This is a genomic window from Klebsiella sp. GL120222-02 (assembly GCF_003097195.1).
Taxonomy (GTDB): domain Bacteria; phylum Pseudomonadota; class Gammaproteobacteria; order Enterobacterales; family Enterobacteriaceae; genus Klebsiella; species Klebsiella variicola.
Genome location: NZ_QEQO01000002.1, coordinates 442,885 through 462,565, shown reverse-complemented (window position 1 = coordinate 462,565; position 19,681 = coordinate 442,885). Strand labels below are relative to the sequence as shown.

General features: G+C 56.2%; 17 protein-coding genes. 7 read left to right on the top strand and 10 right to left on the bottom strand.

Translation table 11 applies throughout. The features are described 5' to 3' along the window. The first annotated feature begins 87 nt into the window (after positions 1-87). On the top strand, positions 88-534 hold the full coding sequence (locus tag N438_RS07450) for a YccF domain-containing protein (protein ID WP_012542294.1): 447 nt from the start codon (positions 88-90) through the stop codon (positions 532-534). 17 nt (positions 535-551) lie between these two features. Next, positions 552-2,687 carry a YccS family putative transporter gene (gene yccS / locus N438_RS07445; RefSeq protein WP_008805895.1) on the top strand — a complete coding sequence of 712 codons (2,136 nt, stop codon included), beginning with the start codon at positions 552-554 and terminating at the stop codon, positions 2,685-2,687. Between the two features lie 13 nt (positions 2,688-2,700). Here the strand turns inward: yccS and N438_RS07440 are convergent, their stop codons facing one another. After that, on the bottom strand, positions 2,701-3,297 hold the full coding sequence (locus tag N438_RS07440) for a TfoX/Sxy family DNA transformation protein (protein ID WP_012542296.1): 597 nt from the start codon (positions 3,295-3,297) through the stop codon (positions 2,701-2,703). 350 nt (positions 3,298-3,647) lie between these two features. Between N438_RS07440 and sulA the strand changes: the two genes are divergently transcribed. Together sulA and ompA are read left to right on the top strand one after the other, a co-directional pair. Next, positions 3,648-4,157: an SOS-induced cell division inhibitor SulA gene (gene sulA, locus N438_RS07430; RefSeq protein ID WP_008805893.1), complete on the top strand. Its 510-nt coding sequence runs from the start codon at positions 3,648-3,650 to the stop codon at positions 4,155-4,157. Positions 4,158-4,509: 352 nt separating this feature from the next. Beyond that, positions 4,510-5,562, top strand: coding sequence for a porin OmpA (ompA, locus tag N438_RS07425; protein WP_008805892.1), 1,053 nt, complete (start codon positions 4,510-4,512; stop codon positions 5,560-5,562). Positions 5,563-5,672: 110 nt separating this feature from the next. On the opposite strand, the gene matP is transcribed toward ompA, so the two are convergent. Continuing rightward, positions 5,673-6,125: a macrodomain Ter protein MatP gene (gene matP / locus N438_RS07420; protein WP_008805891.1), complete on the bottom strand. Its 453-nt coding sequence runs from the start codon at positions 6,123-6,125 to the stop codon at positions 5,673-5,675. A 185-nt stretch (positions 6,126-6,310) separates the two neighbouring features. Between matP and N438_RS07415 the strand changes: the two genes are divergently transcribed. Both N438_RS07415 and fabA read left to right on the top strand, forming a co-directional pair. After that, positions 6,311-8,068: a Lon protease family protein gene (locus tag N438_RS07415; RefSeq protein WP_008805890.1), complete on the top strand. Its 1,758-nt coding sequence runs from the start codon at positions 6,311-6,313 to the stop codon at positions 8,066-8,068. Between the two features lie 69 nt (positions 8,069-8,137). Then, on the top strand, positions 8,138-8,656 hold the full coding sequence (gene fabA, locus N438_RS07410) for a bifunctional 3-hydroxydecanoyl-ACP dehydratase/trans-2-decenoyl-ACP isomerase (RefSeq protein ID WP_012542300.1): 519 nt from the start codon (positions 8,138-8,140) through the stop codon (positions 8,654-8,656). A gap of 68 nt (positions 8,657-8,724) precedes the next feature. On the opposite strand, the gene rmf is transcribed toward fabA, so the two are convergent. The 6 genes from rmf to rlmKL all read right to left on the bottom strand — a co-directional run bounded on the left by rmf (position 8,725) and on the right by rlmKL (position 16,645). After that, entirely contained in the window at positions 8,725-8,892 is a 168-nt protein-coding gene (rmf, locus tag N438_RS07405; protein ID WP_002898396.1) for a ribosome modulation factor, read from the bottom strand. A 254-nt stretch (positions 8,893-9,146) separates the two neighbouring features. Then, on the bottom strand, positions 9,147-9,710 hold the full coding sequence (pqiC, locus tag N438_RS07395) for a membrane integrity-associated transporter subunit PqiC (RefSeq protein ID WP_008805888.1): 564 nt from the start codon (positions 9,708-9,710) through the stop codon (positions 9,147-9,149). After that, entirely contained in the window at positions 9,710-11,347 is a 1,638-nt protein-coding gene (gene pqiB / locus N438_RS07390; protein ID WP_008805887.1) for an intermembrane transport protein PqiB, read from the bottom strand. Before pqiB ends, pqiC begins: the two co-directional genes overlap by 1 nt. Beyond that, positions 11,337-12,605: a membrane integrity-associated transporter subunit PqiA gene (gene pqiA, locus N438_RS07385; RefSeq protein ID WP_012542302.1), complete on the bottom strand. Its 1,269-nt coding sequence runs from the start codon at positions 12,603-12,605 to the stop codon at positions 11,337-11,339. Before pqiA ends, pqiB begins: the two co-directional genes overlap by 11 nt. Before the next feature lie 14 nt (positions 12,606-12,619). Further along, a complete protein-coding gene (locus N438_RS07380; RefSeq protein ID WP_012542303.1) occupies positions 12,620-14,527 on the bottom strand; it encodes an ABC transporter ATP-binding protein in 1,908 nt (635 codons plus the stop codon). Between the two features lie 12 nt (positions 14,528-14,539). Continuing rightward, the gene (gene rlmKL / locus N438_RS07375; protein ID WP_008805884.1) at positions 14,540-16,645 is read right to left on the bottom strand and encodes a bifunctional 23S rRNA (guanine(2069)-N(7))-methyltransferase RlmK/23S rRNA (guanine(2445)-N(2))-methyltransferase RlmL; all 2,106 of its coding nucleotides are present in this window, start codon (positions 16,643-16,645) and stop codon (positions 14,540-14,542) included. Between the two features lie 99 nt (positions 16,646-16,744). On the opposite strand from rlmKL, the gene N438_RS07370 reads away from it, so the two are divergent. Continuing rightward, positions 16,745-17,854, top strand: a complete 1,110-nt coding sequence (locus N438_RS07370) for a YcbX family protein (protein ID WP_022066080.1) — start codon at positions 16,745-16,747, stop codon at positions 17,852-17,854. Here the strand turns inward: N438_RS07370 and zapC are convergent. Both zapC and pyrD read right to left on the bottom strand, forming a co-directional pair. Continuing rightward, a complete protein-coding gene (zapC, locus tag N438_RS07365) occupies positions 17,851-18,393 on the bottom strand; it encodes a cell division protein ZapC (protein WP_023297330.1) in 543 nt (180 codons plus the stop codon). The genes N438_RS07370 and zapC overlap by 4 nt on opposite strands. Before the next feature lie 169 nt (positions 18,394-18,562). Next, positions 18,563-19,573 (bottom strand): quinone-dependent dihydroorotate dehydrogenase, encoded by a 1,011-nt coding sequence (pyrD, locus tag N438_RS07360; protein WP_002898303.1) that lies wholly within the window; start codon positions 19,571-19,573, stop codon positions 18,563-18,565. Positions 19,574-19,681 lie beyond the last annotated feature (108 nt).

Genomic DNA, 19,681 nt, shown 5'->3' with positions numbered 1-19,681 from the left:
GTTTAACCGCCCGGGACCAGGTGCTCCAGCGCAAAAAAACGTTACAATTGTCAGGTCTTATTATCCACAGGGCAAAACCGAGGCTTTATGCGTACCATTCTGAATATTTTGAACTTTATCCTTGGCGGTTTCGCCACCACTCTAGGCTGGCTGCTCGCCACGCTGGTTAGCATCATTCTGGTCGTCACGCTGCCGCTGACCCGCTCCTGCTGGGAAATCACCCGACTCTCCTTATTCCCATACGGTAACGAGGCGATTCATGTGGATGAGCTGGAGCCGGGCCGTAAAAATGGCCTCCTCAACGCCGGCGGCACCGTGCTGAATATTCTGTGGTTCATTTTTTTCGGCTGGTGGTTGTGCCTGATGCATATTTTCAGCGGCATAGCTCAATGTCTGACCATTATTGGCATCCCGGTGGGGATCGCGAACTTTAAAATTGCTGCCATTGCCCTTTGGCCTGTAGGGCGCCGGGTCGTCTCTGTGGAAACCGCGCGTGCCGCACGTGAAGCCAATGCGCGTCGTCGCTTTCAGTAACCGAACGGAACACGGACATGATTAGCCCCCTGCTACGCCGCTATACCTGGAACAGTGCCTGGCTTTATAACGTACGGATCTTTATTGCGCTCTGCGGCACAACGCTGTTTCCCTGGTGGATCGGCGAAGTCAAACTGACCATCCCTCTCACCCTTGGCGTTGTTGCCGCGGCCCTGACCGACCTCGACGACCGGCTGACCGGTCGTCTGCGCAACCTCGCCATTACCCTGGTCTGTTTTTTTATCGCCTCCGCCTCCGTGGAGCTGCTGTTTCCGTGGCCGCCGCTGTTTGCCCTCGGCCTGACCGTGTCTACCATCGGCTTTATTTTGCTCGGCGGCCTCGGCCAGCGCTATGCCACCATCGCCTTCGGCGCCCTGCTCATCGCCATCTACACCATGCTCGGCGTCACACTGTACGATCACTGGTATCTACAGCCGTTGTTCCTGCTGGCGGGGGCCGTGTGGTACAACCTGCTGACGCTGTCCGGGCACCTGATTTTTCCGATTCGTCCATTGCAGGACAACCTGGCGCGTAGCTATGAGCAACTGGCTCGCTATCTGGAGCTCAAATCCCGGCTGTTTGATCCTGACCTGGAGGATGAGAGCCAGGCGCCGCTGTACGATCTGGCCCTCGCCAACGGCCAGCTGGTTGCTACGCTTAACCAAACCAAGGTCTCGCTGCTAACCCGACTGCGAGGCGATCGGGGCCAGCGCGGCACCCGCCGCACCCTGCAGTACTACTTTGTGGCCCAGGATATTCATGAACGCGCCAGCTCATCGCATATTCAGTATCAGACTCTGCGCGATCAATTCCGCTACAGCGACGTGATGTTCCGTTTCCAGCGCATGCTCTCGATGCAGGCCCAGGCCTGCCAGAAGCTCTCGCGGGCGATTTTACTGCGCGAACCCTACCAACATGACGCCCATTTTGAACGCGCGTTTATGCATCTCGACGCGGCGCTTGACCGTGTGCGCGCCAGCGGCGCGTCCGACGAGCAGATCAATGCCCTTGGGTTTTTACTCAATAACCTGCGCGCTATCGATGCGCAGCTGGCCACGATTGAATCGGTGCAAACGACCGCGCCTGCCGGGAGCAACACCGAGACGCTGTTGGCCGACGACAGACTCGGCGGGCTGAACGACATCTGGCTGCGTCTGCGGCGCAACATGTCACCGGAGTCCGCTCTCTTTCGCCACGCGGTACGTATGTCGCTGGTGCTCTGCGCCGGCTATGCCTTTATCCAGTTTACCGGGCTCCAGCATGGCTACTGGATCCTGCTGACCAGCCTGTTTGTCTGTCAGCCGAACTATAACGCCACCCGCCACCGACTGGCGCTGAGGATCATCGGCACGCTGGTGGGGGTGGCGATCGGCCTGCCCGTCCTGCTGCTGGTGCCTTCGATTGAAGGGCAACTGGTGTTGATCGTGCTCACCGGCGTGCTGTTCTTTGCCTTTCGTAACGTGCAGTACGCCCATGCCACCATGTTTATTACGCTGCTGGTGCTGCTGTGCTTTAACCTGCTTGGCGAAGGTTTTGAGGTCGCGCTACCGCGCATTATTGATACCCTGATCGGCTGCGCCATCGCCTGGGCGGCGGTCAGCTTCATCTGGCCGGACTGGAAATTTCGCAATCTGCCGCGCGTCCTGGACCGGGCGATGAACGCGAACTGCCGTTATCTGGATGCCATTCTGGAGCAGTATCACCAGGGCCGCGACAACCGTCTGGCCTATCGTGTCGCCCGCCGTGATGCCTACAACCGTGATGCCGAACTGGCCTCCGTGGTCTCGAATTTGTCGACTGAACCGCGCGCGGATGGCGCCCAGCGCGAGACCGCTTTTCGCTTGCTGTGTCTCAACCATACCTTCACCAGCTACATCTCCGCTCTCGGCGCGCATCGGGAAAAACTGTCCACCCCCGATATTCTTGCCCTGCTGGATGATGCTGTTTGTTATGTTGATGACGCCCTGCACCATACCCCCGCCGATGAACATCGGGTGCAGAAGTCTTTGACCAGCCTGCAAAGCCGGATCCAGCATCTGGAACCGCGCGCGGACAGTAAAGAGCCGCTGGTATTACAGCAGATTGGCTTGTTGCTTGCGCTGCTGCCTGAAATTTGCCGCCTGCAACAGCGCGTCCACGCTCAGACAGAATAACGGCGGCAGTCCGCTAGCGGGCTCCAGCCCATTCGAGCAGCTCCTGACGCCGCAGCGTCGGGAGCGCGGCGGCGTGAACGCCGACAATCGCCCCCTCCAGCGCCAGCAAGACGTTGAGCGACAGAGAGGCGTTGTTTTCTCGTAGCCGTTGCCAGGCCTGCTGAGCGCCTACCTCCCGAAGCGTCCTGACATCCGGTATGCCCGCGTGGATCAGCTGCAATTCCATATGAAAGCTGATATTGGGTAAATCCTTCAGACGGCCCGACGCCCGTCGGTGGTTCTTTTCACGCTGCGCACTCTGCCACGACAACAGCGACAGCCGAAAAAGCTGAGTCTCATCGCGCCACAATGCGTCGTCAATTTGATAATACTTCATCGGCACGATGCGCCCATGTCGGCGCAGCGTTAATAAAGGATTGCGATGTTCAACCCGATACGCGGCGCTCTGCTCGCAGGCCCTCAGGTAAATATCGCCCTCTGCCACCATCGCAAACACCGTATCATCAATGGCCAGGCTATAGCCGCCAAAAAGCGGACGAGAATGTAACTGACCCAGCGGCGAGACGCAGGCCTGAAATTGCGGGAACCGCGGACATACTAGTTTTCTCATGATCATTCCTTTGTTAATCATGTAATTAAACTTAAGTTGTTAACGGATCCGCTAAGAGAAAACATAAGGGACTTCCCGAACAGCAGCAAGATGATTTTCGCCGACTTTTCCACCAGAATGCGGTTTTGCGAGACGCTTTCAGAAAATCACTGACGTTGCTGCAATCAACAGGGTGGAAAGAAATCATTAGCCGGCATTAAGGATATCGTTGAGGAGAGGTGCGCATCGCTATAAATCAGACGCGGCGGGAAATGATTAAATTTCAGCCAGCAAAATGGCAAATTGCGGTTGATCTTTTCCCCAGGTAGATATACTGTATATGCATACAGTAACTACAGGCGGGATAGACTATGTTTACTTCAGCTCACGCAAATCGTTCAGCACAGGCTTCTGCTTCTGCAGGCCACTACGCTCATCGTTCTGGCGAACAGACCGCCAATGGGCTGATCAGTGAAATTGTCTATCGTGAAGATCAACCCATGATGACACAGTTACTGCTGCTACCTTTATTACAGCAGCTGGGTCAACAGTCTCGCTGGCAACTGTGGCTCACGCCGCAACAAAAGCTTAGCCGCGAGTGGGTCCAGTCTGCCGGTCTACCGCTGTCTAAAGTCATGCAAATTAGCCAGCTGTCACCCTGCCATACCGTAGACTCAATGATCCGCGCGCTGCGCACCGGTAATTATAGTGTGGTTATCTGCTGGCTAACGGAGGAGCTAACCGCGGAAGAGCATGAGCGTCTGGTCAATGCCGCCCAGGAAGGTTGCGCGATGGGATTCATCATGCGCCCGGTGAGAAATCAAGGCACGCTCGGCAGACAACTCAGCGGGCTAAAAATTCACTCAAATTTGTATCATTGAGTGAAATTAGGATTATTCCTGGAATTTTTTTTACCGATGGTAAAGACACAGCGTTTTTCAGGGACTTTTTCGCGCAATGCCTGTCACACGGGGATTTCTGCCTTTTTTCTGCGTACGAAAATCAACCATATTTGTTAAATATTGTGTACACAACCCTTTTTTTTCATATGCCTGACAGAGTTCACACTTGTAAGTTTCGAACTAAGTTGTAGACTTTACATCGCCAGGGGTGATCGGCTTACGCTGCATGTATCAGCATAGTTAACAACAAGTCACGCCCCGGGTGAAGGATTTAACCGTGAGGTCTTTTGTAACTTCATGGCGAATTTTGGATGATAATGAGGCGCAAAAAATGAAAAAGACAGCTATCGCGATTGCAGTGGCACTGGCTGGCTTCGCTACCGTAGCGCAGGCCGCTCCGAAAGATAACACCTGGTATGCAGGTGGTAAACTGGGTTGGTCCCAGTTCCATGACACTGGCTGGTACAACAGCTCTCTGAACAACAATGGTCCGACACACGAAAGCCAGCTGGGCGCTGGTGCGTTCGGTGGTTACCAGGTTAACCCGTACCTCGGTTTCGAAATGGGTTACGACTGGCTGGGCCGTATGCCGTACAAAGGCGACCAGGTTAATGGCGCATTCAAAGCTCAGGGCGTTCAGCTGACCGCTAAACTGGGTTACCCGATCACTGACGATCTGGACATCTACACCCGTCTGGGCGGCATGGTATGGCGCGCAGACTCCAGCAACAGCATCGCTGGCGACAACCACGACACTGGCGTATCTCCGGTATTTGCTGGCGGCGTAGAGTGGGCTGTGACTCGTGACATCGCTACCCGTCTGGAATACCAGTGGGTTAACAACATCGGCGACGCGGGCACCGTTGGCGTTCGTCCGGACAACGGCATGCTGAGCGTGGGTGTTTCCTACCGTTTCGGTCAGGAAGATGCTGCACCGGTTGTAGCTCCGGCTCCGGCTCCGGCTCCGGAAGTGACTACCAAGCACTTCACCCTGAAGTCTGACGTTCTGTTCAACTTCAACAAAGCAACCCTGAAACCGGAAGGTCAGCAGGCTCTGGATCAGCTGTACACCCAGCTGAGCAACATGGATCCGAAAGACGGTTCTGCAGTTGTTATGGGCTTCACCGACCGTATCGGTTCCGAAGCTTACAACCAGCAGCTGTCTGAGAAACGTGCTCAGTCCGTTGTTGACTACCTGGTTGCTAAAGGCATCCCGGCTGGCAAAATCTCCGCACGCGGTATGGGTAAATCCAACCCGGTTACTGGCAACACCTGTGACAACGTGAAAGCTCGCGCTGCACTGATCGACTGCCTGGCCCCGGATCGTCGTGTAGAGATCGAAGTTAAAGGCTACAAAGAAGTTGTAACTCAGCCAGCGGCTTAAGTTATAACTGATGAAAAAACCCGCCTCGGCGGGTTTTTTTATGCCTTCTCTCCCGCTTTTGCGGTGGTGGGCCCCATATCAGGGTAGCCTCTGACAGGCCGCCGTAAAGACTACTCTTTGCCTAACAGTTCCTGCAGATCGTGTTTCAGGCTCGACATTTTGCTGGCGTACTTCTCTTTATGCTCAGCATCCTCAATCAGCTGCACGATGGTTTCGGACAAGGTTTTACCCCGCCGCTGCGCCAGGCCGGCAAGACGCTGCCAGACGACAAACTCCAGATCGATAGACTTCTTGCGCGTGTGCTGATGCTCCGCGTTAAAATGCCGTTTCCGTCGCGCGCGGATGGTCTGCTTCATGCGGTTCATCAGCGCCGGATTCATATGCTGCTCAATCCAGGCATGCACCAGCACAGGTTCATTCTCGAGCGTCAGCAAGTCATCTACCGCAGCTTGCGCAGCGCTGGCCTCAATGTAGCGGGTAATCAGCTCACCTTCCCGGTGCTTCTTTACCAGATATTTCCATTTCCAGCCGCTTTCAAGATTTTCCAGTTGTTGATATTTCATTGCGATCTCAATGTGACCGTGTAACTCATTTCAGGATATCAGTTTTTTCCTGATGTGCTGAATATAAATCATTATTCGTGATGTGTATGGCCGGGGAATCATCGGGGTAATCATAATCCTCCGTGTGCTCAGTCGCGGCATCAGGTATAATTGCGCGCTTTACATCTAACTAAAAAACAGCGACTTTGACCATTACGAAACTGACCCGAACCGACCTTGCGCCCGATATGGAACCTTATCAGGCGCTGTTTGCCCAAGCTGATCTCTCTCAACCGGCCCCCTCCCTCTCGGGCGATCTGCAGCCGCGTCTGTTCTACGCGCTTGAGCAATTGCTGTGCACGCCGGCAGTCTCCTCCTTCATGCTGGTGAAAGCCCCCGAAGAACCGGAGTATCTGCAATGGCTGACGGCAGAAACCCGTACGCTGCATGAACCTACCGCCCCGCTCTACGGGGTCCGCTATGACGTTGACGGCGCTCGCGTGACGCTCTCCCCGGCGCAACGGGCTGAGGATAATTTTGCCAGCACCGCCCCGGTCGTCGCGGCCGATTGGGTAGAGGCGGAACAGCTGTTTGGCTGCGTACGCCAGTTTAACGGCGACATCACCCTCCAGCCAGGCCTGGTTCATCAGGCCAATGGTGGCGTGCTGGTAATCTCGCTTCGCACACTGCTGGCGCAGCCGCTTCTGTGGGTGCGCCTGAAAAATATGGTGACCCGTCAGCGGTTTGACTGGCTCTCCATCGATGAGTCGCGCCCGCTGCCGGTCAGCATCCCCTCCATGCCGCTGAGCCTGAAAGTCATGCTGGTCGGCGAACGCGAATCGCTGGCAGATTTCCAGGAAATGGAACCGGAGCTTTGTGCTCAGGCGATCTACAGTGAGTATGAAGACACTTTGCAGTTTGCTGACGCCGAGACGCTGAAAGCCTGGTGCCAGTGGGTATGGCAAAATGCCCAGCAGCTGGCGCTGCCAGGTCCGGCGGCCGATGCCTGGCCACTGCTGATCGATGAGGGGACGCGCTACACCGGCGATCAGGAGACCCTGCCGCTCAGTCCGCTATGGATAGCCCGCCAGCTGCGGGAGGCCGCCGCCTTCTGCGAAGGCGAGGAGATTACTGGCGAAGAAATGCAGACGATGCTGGCACGCCGGGAGTGGCGTGAAGGCTACCTCGCAGAACGAATGCAGGATGAAATCCTGCAGGAACAGATCCTGATTGAAACCGAAGGCGAATGCGTCGGGCAGATCAACGCCCTGTCGGTGATTGAATTCCCCGGCCATCCGCGCGCATTCGGTGAACCTTCGCGCATCAGCTGCGTCGTGCACATTGGTGATGGCGAGTTTATTGACGTCGAACGCAAAGCCGAGCTCGGCGGCAATATTCATGCGAAAGGCATGATGATCATGCAGGCTTTTCTGATGTCCGAGCTGGAGCTGGAGCAGCAGCTTCCGTTCTCCGCTTCGCTGACCTTCGAACAGTCGTACAGTGAAGTGGACGGCGACAGCGCCTCCATGGCTGAACTCTGCGCCTTAATCAGCGCGCTGGCCAATGTGCCGATTAATCAGAGCATTGCGATTACCGGTTCTGTTGACCAGTTTGGTCGCGTGCAGCCGGTCGGCGGTCTGAACGAAAAAATTGAAGGTTTCTTCACTATCTGTCAACAGCGCGGGCTAACCGGTAAACAGGGCGTCATTATCCCTGCGGCCAACGTTCGTCATCTCAGTCTTAGCCATGAGCTCCGTCAGGCCGTTGCCGAAAACCAGTTTGCCATCTGGGCCATTGACGATATTACCGAAGCGCTGCCGATGCTGACCCAACTGATGTGGGACGGTGAAGGGCAGACGCTGCGACAAACCATTCAGGAGCGGATAGCGCAGGCGACCCAGCAAGAGACTCGCCATCGTTTTCCGTGGCCGCTACGCTGGTTAGGTGGGACAAGTTCTAACTGATCGGACTTGTTCAGCTTACACGTGTTAGCTATCCTGCGTCCCGAACTTAAAATAAGGCTTACTGAAAACATGGTAGATAAACGCGAATCCTATACAAAAGAAGATCTTCTTGCCTCTGGTCGTGGTGAACTGTTCGGCGCGAAAGGCCCGCAGTTGCCAGCACCAAACATGCTGATGATGGACCGCGTCATCAAAATGAGCGAAACCGGTGGTAACTATGACAAAGGTTATGTTGAGGCGGAACTCGACATCAACCCGGACCTGTGGTTCTTCGGTTGCCACTTCATCGGCGATCCGGTGATGCCGGGCTGCCTGGGCCTGGATGCGATGTGGCAGCTGGTCGGGTTCTATCTTGGCTGGCTCGGCGGCGAAGGCAAAGGCCGTGCGCTGGGCGTTGGCGAAGTGAAATTCACCGGTCAGGTTCTGCCGACCGCGAAAAAAGTCACCTACCGCATCCACTTCAAGCGCATTGTTAACCGTCGTCTGATTATGGGCCTGGCGGATGGCGAAGTGCTGGTTGACGATCGTCTGATCTATACCGCGAACGATCTGAAAGTCGGCCTGTTCCAGGATACTTCCGCTTTCTGATAATTATCGGCAGCGATTAAAAGGCGAAGCCCCCGCTATGCGGAGGCTTCTTTTTTAAAGAGACAGTGTCAGGCCGTTAGTACCCTGTCCTCCATGGCTTCTCGCCAGCCTCCCAGCCACCATGAGCGTTGATTCAAGCTCTGGTATGGACACATTTCTTTCGATCTCCCCGCGATACCCGCTTGATATCCACGTTGATGTGCCCGTTCCAGGCGATCTCGTTTTTGTCTCTTCATGCCTCGTTTCCCTCATTCTTTGATCTGGTGGAAAAGAAAACAGTGGTCGCAAATTGTGCAGCCACGGGTTACGAATACCGCGAAATGAAGACAACGTCAATGCGCAAAATTCACGCCAGTGTCATATTTGTGACCTATATAAGAGTTCATTTTTTGTTCATTCGGCGCAACGCTCGGTAACGAACTGACCTGGCAAAAAAAAATGCCGCGCGGCTCAGATGAACCGCGCGGCATATCACTTTTATGAAATTTACTTATGGCAGACGGTTAAGCTCGCCGGCAATGGCCACCGCCTCCTGGCTCCACGCCTGGGCCAGGGTCTTCACCATCGCGTCATAGCCATCCTGCTGCTGCTTGAGCACGATGTTAAACGGGCGCTTAATCAGCTGTCCCTGATGCTTCAATAGCCACTCGCCGCTGACGATAACCCGCCCGTCGTAGCGCCCGTGAAAGCCATTTACCGCCACATTGAGCGTATCCTGCTCGCTGCCCAAGGGTTGGGACGACACTACCCAGCCCGGCAACTGCTGGCTGAGGTTTGCCACCAGCGTAGTACGCAGCTGCTGGTCCAGCGGGCTGGCCCACAGATTATTATTGGCGATTACATACTGCACATCGGTGGTTTGATAGACCACTCCATTGCCCGCCAGATAATCCGGGATGCTGACCTGCTCAACCCACAGCAGACGTGCCCCCTGGCTGGCGGCGCTCTGCGCGCCGCCTTGCACCACCGGCAACTGGTAATATGTTTTGCTCTCACCGCCGCTACTGCACGCCGTCATCACGCAAACGGCTGCCACCAGTAACCATTTTTTCATTATTTCGCTCCCTTCGGCTGTGGGTCTTTTTTATCCTTCGCCTCAAATACCAGCGCATTGCTCTTATCATTGAGCGTTTTCAGGACCGGCTGCAGCTCACGCAGCACCTGATCCAGACGCTGCATATCGGCCACCATCTTATTGTAGGCCGCGGAGCCCGGCTGGAAGCCCTGCATGCTGCGGTTCAGCTCGCGCAGCGTCGTCTGCATATCGGCAGGTAGCTGCTGCATCGACTGACTGGAGGTGATCTTATTCAGACTATCCAGCGTGGTCTGTACATGCTGCATGGTCTTCTCGCTTTGCGCCAGCGTACTGGTTGCCTGTTCCAGTAGCGGATTGAGCGGCAGGTTATTGATTTTATCCAGCGCATCCATCAGACGCTGCTGGATCTGCGCCAGTCCACCGCTAATGGTCGGGATAATCGGATAGCCGTTAAACTCCTGAATTTTCCCACGCGGCGGCGCTTTCGGATAGAAGTCGAGATCGATATACAGCGCGCCGGTCACCAGGTTACCGGTTTTCAGCGAGCCGCGCAGTCCGCGGTTGATCAGATCGTCAATGTGAGCGCGAATATTCGGATCGCCGCCGAGCTGGTTGACCAGACGCTGCGGTTCAACCCGCACTTCCACCGGAATGCGATAGTCATCGTTCAAACGCTGCTTCAGCCCAGGAATAAAGAACGGCACTTTGCCGACGGTTCCCAGACGGATGCCGCGGAACTCCACCGGCGCGCCGGGCTGCAGGCCACGAACCGAGTCTTTGAAGAACATCACGTAATCGATATGCTCGGTAAAGACCGAATCCTGGATGCTCTTCTGATCGTCAAACAGGTGATATTCCGTTTTGTTCGCCACCGGCTCGCCGAGGTCCAGTCCTTCCGGAATATCGAAGCTCACCCCGCCGCCAAACAGCGTCGACAACGAGCCCATCTCGACGCGCATCCCCGCCGCGGTCAAATCAACGGCGATCCCGCTGTCCTTCCAGAAGCGAACGTTAGTGGTCACCAGGCGGTCATTAGGCGCGTTGATGAACAGCTGATAAGTGATATGACGTTTCTGCGCATCAAAGGTGCTGGTTTCCACCGACCCCACGCGATAACCGCGGAACAGCACCGGGTCGCCTGGCGACAGCTGGCCTGCCTTGCTGCTTTCCAGCAAAATCCGGATCCCCTTGGCATCCGGCGAGGCCAGCGGCGGAGAATCCAGCAGCGGATACTGCGCCGGCACCGAACCTTTCGACCCCGGCTGCAGTTCAATATAGGCCCCGGACAATAATGTCCCGAGACCACTGATCCCCTCGCGCCCTACCTGCGGTTTCACCACCCAGAAGACGGAATCGTTATGCAGTAATTTCTGCATGCCGGAATTGAGGCGAGCTTTGATTTCCACGTGGGTTAAATCGTCGGTCAGCGTCGCGCTCTCTACCACCCCAACATCCACGCTGCGGCTCTTGATCCGGGTTTTTCCCCCTTCAATGCCTTCCGCGTTAGTGGTGATCAGCGTGACCTCTGGTCCCTGATGGCTGTAATGATAAAACAGGATCCACGCTCCGATCAGCGCAGTGACGATAGGGAAGATCCACACCGGTGACCAGTTCTTCACCTTCTGCACTTTCGCTTCTCCGCTCTTATTTTCCATGTTGTTGTATTTCCTCATGGCTTGAATCTGGCTCACGATCCCACAGTAAACGGGGATCAAACGTCATCGCTGAAAACATGGTCATCACCACCACCAGCGCAAACATGACCGCGCCGATGGCGGGATAGATATTCATCAACCCTCCCATGCGCACCAGCGCAGAGAGCACGGCGATGACAAAAACGTCAATCATTGACCAGCGGCCAACAAATTCCACCACTTCATAAATCAGATGCATGCGTTCCGAATCGCGCGCGCCGTTGCCGTTAGCATTCCAGCACAGCCAGGCGATAGCGATCATCTTCAGCGTCGGCACCATAATACTGGCGATAAAGATCACCAGCGCCACCGGATAGGAGCCCTCGCTCCACAGTAACACCACCCCGGCCATAATGGTCGACGGCATTTTATCGCCCAGCAGATCGGTGATCATGATCGGCATAATATTGGCGGGAAGATAGAGAATAAATGAGGTCACCAGCAGCGCCAGCGTCCACTGCAGGCTATTTTTACGCCGCGCCGTCCCTTTGCTGTGACAGCGCGGGCAGACGGTCTGGTCGGCCGGTAACACCGCCGTGCAGCAGCCGCAGGAGCGCAGCCCCTGGCGGATCCCGGCTACCCCGACCTTCAGCGGCTGGGTAATCGCCGGCATAGGGGCAATATCATCCCACAGCCAGCGGCGGTCGACGCACTGGAAGGTGCGTAACTGCAGCAGGCAAAACATGCACCAGGGAATAAAGCTCAGGCCGATGCCGATATCGCCGTAGGCCATCAGTTTGACGAAGCTCACCAGCACGCCGGCAAGAAAGATCTCCGCCATGCCCCAAGTCTTGAGGTGAAACAAAATGCGCGCCAGAAACGCCTTCAGCCCAGCGGGCATCCTGACCCGATTGACCAGCAGCAAAATGGTGACCAGACAAAAGGCCGGTACCAGTTGTACAAAGAGTAAAAAGAAGGTGCCGAGGCTGGCGTAATCCTCGGTAAACAGCACGTTGGGAATTTCCAGCAGCGCTATTTCGCTGCTGATGCCACCCACTTTCATATAGATAAAAGGAAACAGGTTGGCCAGCAGCAGCATAAACAGCGCGACCAGCGCGTAAGCCGTGGGACGCTGGCGAGGCGCGTCCCACGTGGTGGTTAACGTTGTACCGCAGCGCGGGCAGGCGGCTTTCTGGCGATGCTCAAGCTGCGGCAAAGCCACCAGCAAATCACATTGGGGACATAAAATATGTCGCGCAGCATGATGGTGATCGCACATGACAACTCCTCGGCTCAGGCGCCGTTCTTTAATCCTTCGAGATATTCCCAGCGTTCAAAGGCGGCTTCCAGCGCCTGCTCCGCTTCGGCCAGCTGCGCCAGCACTTGCTGCGTACGATCGTGCGATTGGCCAAAGAAGTCAGGATCGGCTACCTGCTCCTGCAGCGTTTGCAGTTCGGCCTCAAGCGTTTCCAGCTTCTGCGGCAGTTGCTCCAGCTCGCGCTGCAGGTTATAGCTTAGTTTGTTCCCGCCGCGTTTGACAGTTTCTGCTTTTGGCTGAGCGACTTCCGTCGTTTTTTTAACGATCGTCTGCTTTTGCGCCAAAGACTGGGCCTGCTGACCGCGGGCGTCGTGATAACCGCCGACGTACTGACCAATATGGCCGCCGCCTTCGAAGATCCAGCACTCGGTCACGGTATTGTCGACAAACTGACGATCGTGGCTGACCAGCATCACGGTGCCCTGATAGCCATCGATCAGCTCTTCCAGCAGCTCCAGCGTTTCGACATCAAGGTCGTTTGTCGGTTCATCGAGAATCAATAAGTTACTGGGTTTCAGGAACAGTCGCGCCAGCAGCAGACGGTTACGCTCCCCGCCGGACAGCGCGCGGACTGGCGTCATCGCCCGTTTCGGATGGAACAGGAAGTCCTGCAGATAGCCCAGCACGTGCCGCGGCTTACCGTTAACCATCACCTCTTGCTTACCTTCGGCGAGGTTATCCATCACCGTCCGGTCCGGATCCAGCTCTGCACGGTGCTGGTCGAAGTAGGCGACTTCCAGCTTGGTGCCAACGTGAATCCGCCCGCTGTCGGCCTGCAACTGGCCAAGCATCAGCTTCAGCAGCGTGGTTTTCCCGCAGCCATTGGGGCCGATCAGGGCAATCTTATCGCCGCGCTGGATTTGCGCGGAGAAATCTTTCACCAGCACTTTGCCGTCAACCTGATAGTTGACGTTCTCCATTTCGAAAACGATTTTGCCGGAGCGCGAAGCCTCTTCCACCTGCATCTTCGCACTGCCCATCACTTCCCGGCGCTCGCCGCGCTCGCGACGCATCGCTTTCAGGGCGCGAACGCGGCCTTCGTTGCGGGTACGACGCGCTTTAATCCCCTGGCGGATCCACACCTCTTCCTGGGCCAGCTTGCGGTCGAATTCAGCATTCTGCAGCTCTTCAACCCGCAGCGCTTCTTCTTTATCCAGCAGATACTGATCGTAATTGCCCGGATAGGTCACGAGCTTGCCGCGATCGAGATCGACGATGCGCGTCGCCATGTTGCGGATGAAGGAGCGGTCGTGCGAAATAAAGATAATGGTGCCTTTAAAGCTTTTCAGGAACCCTTCCAGCCAGTCGATAGTTTCGATATCGAGGTGGTTCGTCGGTTCATCCAGCAACAGCACGCGCGGCCCGCTGACCAGGGCACGGCCCAGCGCCGCTTTACGCAACCAGCCGCCGGAAAGCGAAGCCAGCTGCGCGTCGGCGTTAAGACCAAGCTGCTCGATCACTTCATTGATGCGGCTATCCAGCTGCCACAGGCCCAGGTTATCCAGCTGTTCCTGCAGACGGGCCAGTTCATTTAAATTTTTGTCGCTCGGGTCGGTCATCACCTGATGCGAAACATCATGGTAGGCCTTCAGGTAAGCGGCCTGTTCGGCGATCCCTTCGGCGACGAAATCGTACACCGTACCGGCAACGTTGCGCGGCGGATCCTGCTGCAGACGCGCGACGATCAGATCCTGTTCATAAATAATACGCCCGTCATCCAGCCCCTGTTCACGGTTAAGGATCTTCATCAGGGTCGATTTACCGGCGCCGTTGCGCCCAACCAGACAGACGCGTTCGTTATCTTCGATATGCAGTTCAGCATTATCCAGCAGCGGCGCATCGCTGAATGAAAGCCAGGCGCCGTGCATACTAATCAGTGACATTCTTTATTCCTTTCAGGCTGCAGTAATCAGCCAGCAGTTGTGGATCTGACGGTTGCGGGCAAAATCCTGCGACAGCGTTTTTTGCGAAATCTCTTGCGCCTTCAGGCCAAGCGCCGCCAGCCCGTCATGATCCATACGGAAACCGCGTTTGTTGTTCGAGAACATAATGGTGCCGCCTTTACGCAGCAGACGTTTCAGATCGGTCATCAGGCGAATATGATCGCGCTGCACGTCAAAGGCATCTTCCATTCGTTTGGAGTTAGAGAAAGTCGGCGGATCGATAAAGATCAGATCGAACTGCTCGGTGCTTTCCCGCAGCCAGCCCAGCACGTCAGCCTGCATCAGGCGATGCGCACGACCGGTCAGGCCATTGAGACGCAGGTTGCGCTCCGCCCACTCCAGATAGGTACGCGACATATCCACCGTGGTCGTAGAGCGCGCGCCGCCCAGACCGGCGTGGACGCTGGCGCTGCCGGTATAGGAGAACAGGTTAAGGAAATCCTTACCCTTGCTCATCTGGCCGAGCATACGACGGGCGATACGGTGGTCGAGGAACAGACCGGTATCGAGGTAGTCGGTGAGGTTAACCCACAGGCGCGCGTTGTACTCCTGCACCTCGATAAAGTCGCCCTTCTCCGCCATCTTCTGATATTGGTTTTTACCCTTTTGCCGCTCGCGGGTCTTCAGCACCAGCTTGTTGGGGGCGATTTCCAGCACGGCGATGGTCGCCGCGATAATATCAAACAGACGCTGGCGCGCTTTGTGCGCATCGACGGTTTTCGGCGGCGCATACTCCTGGACCACCACCCAGTCACCGTAGCGATCGATCGCCACGTTATATTCCGGCAGATCGGCATCGTACAGGCGATAGCATTCAATGCCTTCCTGACGGGCCCACTTTTCAAATTTCTTCAGATTCTTACGCAGACGGTTGGCAAAATCTTCCGCCAGCATCGCCGGCTTGCCGCCTTCGCTTTCCGCCAGGTGATAGTTTTTCTGTATGCAGTCCAGCGGGCCGTTCTTCGCTTTGAACTGTTTATCGGCACGCAGCTGCAGGCAGCTCAGCAGTTCCGGCGAGGCGCTGAACACCGACAGGTTCCAGCCGCCAAACTGACTTTTCATGATCCGGCCCAGCAGGCTGTGCAGGGCAATCAGCGCCGGTTCGCTTTCCAGGCGCTCGCCGTACGGCGGGTTGCTGATCACGGTGCCGTACGGGCCTTTCGGCAGCGGGTTATTCAGCTGGGCGACGTCTTTGACTGCAAAATCGATCAGCTCGCCGATGCCGGCGCGACGGGCGTTGCGGCGCGCGCGCTCAATGACGCGCTCGTCGACGTCAGAGCCATAGAAGCGCGACCCATAGGCCGCCAGCCCCTGACGCGCGCGGGTTTGCGCTTCCGCCTTCACCTCTTTCCAGATAGCGTCATCGTGCTGCGCCCAACCGCCAAAGCCCCAGTGGCCGCGGTGCAGACCCGGCGCACGATCGGTCGCCAGCATCGCCGCTTCAATCAGCAGGGTACCGGAGCCGCACATCGGATCGAGCAGCGGCGTACCCGGTACCCAACCAGAGCGCATGACGATCGCCGCCGCGAGGTTTTCTTTGATCGGCGCCATACCGGTACCATCGCGGTAGCCGCGCAGATGCAACCCTTCCCCGCTCAGATCCAGGGAGATATGCGCCGTCTCTTTGTTCAGCCAGACGTTGATCCGCAGATCGGGCGACTCACGATCGACATTCGGGCGCGGCAGGTTTTTACGCGTGAAGCTGTCGACGATGGCGTCTTTGACTTTTAATGCACCATACTGGCTGTTGCGGATCTCGTCATTGAGGCCGCTAAAATGTACCGCGAAGGTGGCGCCAGGGTTAAACATCTCCGTCCACGGAATGGCCTGTACGCCGAGGTACAGATCCAGATCGCTGTATACGCGACACTCGCCCAGCGGCAGCATGATGCGCGAAGCCAGCCGGCTCCACATCAGGCTTTGATACAGCAGGCGCGTATCCCCCTGAAAATGGACCCCGCCCTGGACGACCTGGCAGTCCGTCGCGCCAAGTCCTTCCAGTTCAGTTTTTAACAGCTCTTCCAGCCCACGAGCCGTACTGGCAAACAGAGAATTCATATCGTCACTTTTACTTAAAGAAAATTGGTGCGCATTATAGCCAATATGTGCCCTATGTCATAAAGTTATAGGCTTATTTTTGGAACCCGGAGGCAGCGTATGGTAACGCTCTCGCGACTTTTTATTCATCCCGTTAAATCCATGCGCGGCATGGGCCTGACCCACGCCTTTGCTGATATCAGCGGCCTGGCCTTCGATCGCCTGTTTATGGTCACCGAAAACGACGGGACCTTTATTACCGCCCGCCAGTTTCCGCAAATGGTAAAATTTATTCCGGCGCCGCTGCATGATGGCCTTCACCTGACCGCGCCGGACGGCAGCAGCGCCGTGGTGCGTTTTAGCGATTTCGCCCTGCAGGCCGAGCCGACCGAAGTCTGGGGCAACCATTTCACCGCCCTCATCGCGCCCGCCGCCGTTAACCAGTGGCTCAGCGGCTTTTTCAAGCGCGATGTCCAGCTGCGCTGGCTGGGGCCGCAGTTAACCCGCCGGGTGAAGCGTCACGATGCGGTACCGCTCTCCTTCGCCGACGGCTACCCGTACCTGCTGGCTAACGAGGCCTCGCTGCGCGATCTGCAGCAACGCTGCCCGGCCAGCGTAAGCATAGAACAGTTTCGTCCTAACCTCGTGGTCACCGGCGCGGCCGCCTGGGATGAAGATAGCTGGAAAGTGATCCGCGTCGGCGAAGTGGTGTTTGACGTCGCTAAGCCATGCAGCCGCTGCATTTTTACCACCGTCAGTCCAGAGCGCGGGCAGAAGCATCCCACCGGGGAGCCGCTGGAAACCTTAAAGCGTTTTCGTACTGCGCTGGACAATGGCGATGTCGATTTTGGCCAGAACCTGATTGCCCGCAACAGCGGGGTGATCCGGGTGGGTGATGAAGTCGAAATCCTCGCCCGCGGCCCGGCGAAAGCCTACGGCGCCGGCGAGAGCGACGATACTCCGGCCCCGGAAGCGCAGCAGCAAGCTACGGTTGCCATCGAATGGCAGGGTCAACAGTTTAGCGGGAATAACCAGCAGGTGCTGCTGGAGCAACTGGAGCAACAGGGCATTCGCGTACCCTATTCGTGTCGGGCAGGGATCTGCGGCAGCTGCCGCATTCGGCTGGAAGAGGGCGAAGTCAGCGCGTTAAAGAAAAATGCGGTCGCCGGGGACGGCACCATTCTCGCCTGCAGTTGCGTACCGAAAACGGCGCTGCGCCTGGCGCCTTAAACCGCCTGTCCCAGGCTGTAGCTGACCGTGCTCTGCGCCGGCTGCAGCCGGTCGTTCATGATTTTAATAACGTCGCCTAACTGCATCACGCGCCCGGCAAGGGTGAGACCCGGCTGGGCCAGCAGACAAAGCGCGGCGTTATCTCCCGGCTCCACCACCAGCAAATTCACCTGCTCCCCGGTATCGCTCAGCCAGACGCAGGCGGCGTCGCCGCCGCTCGGCTGCCACTGGTGGGGATGAGCGATAAAGTGCCAGCTTTTCGGCATCTGCGGTTTGAGAAAACGGATCGCGGTTAACGCATTGAGGACTAATTCCGCTCGCTGTTCTTTCGACAGTTCGAGATCGCGACATTTTTCTTCAAAGGAGAAATAGAGCGCGGCGTCATCGACGCAGAATCCCGACGGCGCAAAGGCATCCGGGGTCAGCATTCGCCGGGCGAAGCGCGAGCGAAATAACATGCCATTGGCCAAATCGAGCATCATGCGGTCGTGCTCTTCATCGTAATACCAACGCCAGTTATCGTCAGGTTTAATGCGCATTTTTCCCCCTGTCCCCTTTCATACGCCTCTGCAAAGTTGTTGCGACTTGCCGCAGAATATTTTCTAAAATTAAGAAAAGTCTAAAATGTTTAAATAAGCAACAGTGAGGGAATATAAAACAACCAGGGCCGGAAATAAAGCCCTGGGTGGGTTTCAGCGGAGGAAAAGATTAGATGTGGGTAACAATTTCTTTAATCAGCGGCGGACCTTTAAAAATAAATCCGGAATAGATCTGCACCAACGATGCTCCGGCGGCTATCTTTTCTCGCGCAGCAATCACCGAATCAATACCGCCCACGCCGATGATAGGCAAACGACCATTCAGCTCAGCGGAGAGCATACGGATAATTTCAGTGCTCTTTAATTGTAATGGACGACCGCTAAGCCCACCGGTCTCATCACAATGTTTCATTCCCTGCACCAGAGAACGATCGAGGGTGGTATTGGTTGCAATTACCCCATCAATATTATGACGCACGAGGCTATCGGCAACCTGGATCAATTCCTCTGGTAAAAGATCCGGCGCGATCTTCACGGCGACCGGAACATATTTCTGATGCTTTTGCTGCAGCTCAAGCTGCTTATTTTTAATACCGGAGAGTAAATCATCGAGCGCTTCACCGTATTGCAGCGTACGCAGCCCCGGGGTATTCGGTGAGGAGATATTAATGGCGATATACCCGGCGTAAGGATAGACTTTTTCCATACAAATCAGGTAATCATCTTTACCGTGCTCCACCGGCGTATCTTTATTTTTGCCGATATTGATGCCCAGCACGCCGTCAAAATGCGCCTTTTTCACGTTCTCAACCAGGTTATCAACGCCATGGTTATTAAAGCCCATGCGGTTGATCAACCCCTCGGCATCCACCAGACGGAAGATCCTCGGTTTATCGTTGCCCGGCTGCGGACGCGGGGTGACGGTGCCGATCTCAATCGAACCAAAACCCATCGCGCCCAGCGCGTCAATGCATTCCCCATTTTTATCCAGCCCGGCCGCCAGACCCAGCGGATTTTTAAAGGTCAGCCCCATGCAGGTAACGGGCCTGGCCGGTACCTTCTGGCGAACCAGCATTTCCAGCGGCGTCCCGGTGACACGGCGTAATTGTTGAAAGGTAACTTCATGAGCGCGCTCAGGATCGAGCTGAAAAAGGGCTTTACGAACGAAGGGGTAGTACATGAACTCTCCTGGATTCCCGGTGTGCAAACCGGGGGCGTATTATGTGCGATCCGCAGCTGAAAGGGAATTGACCTGCGACAAAAAATCACCCATCAGCGCAAACGATTA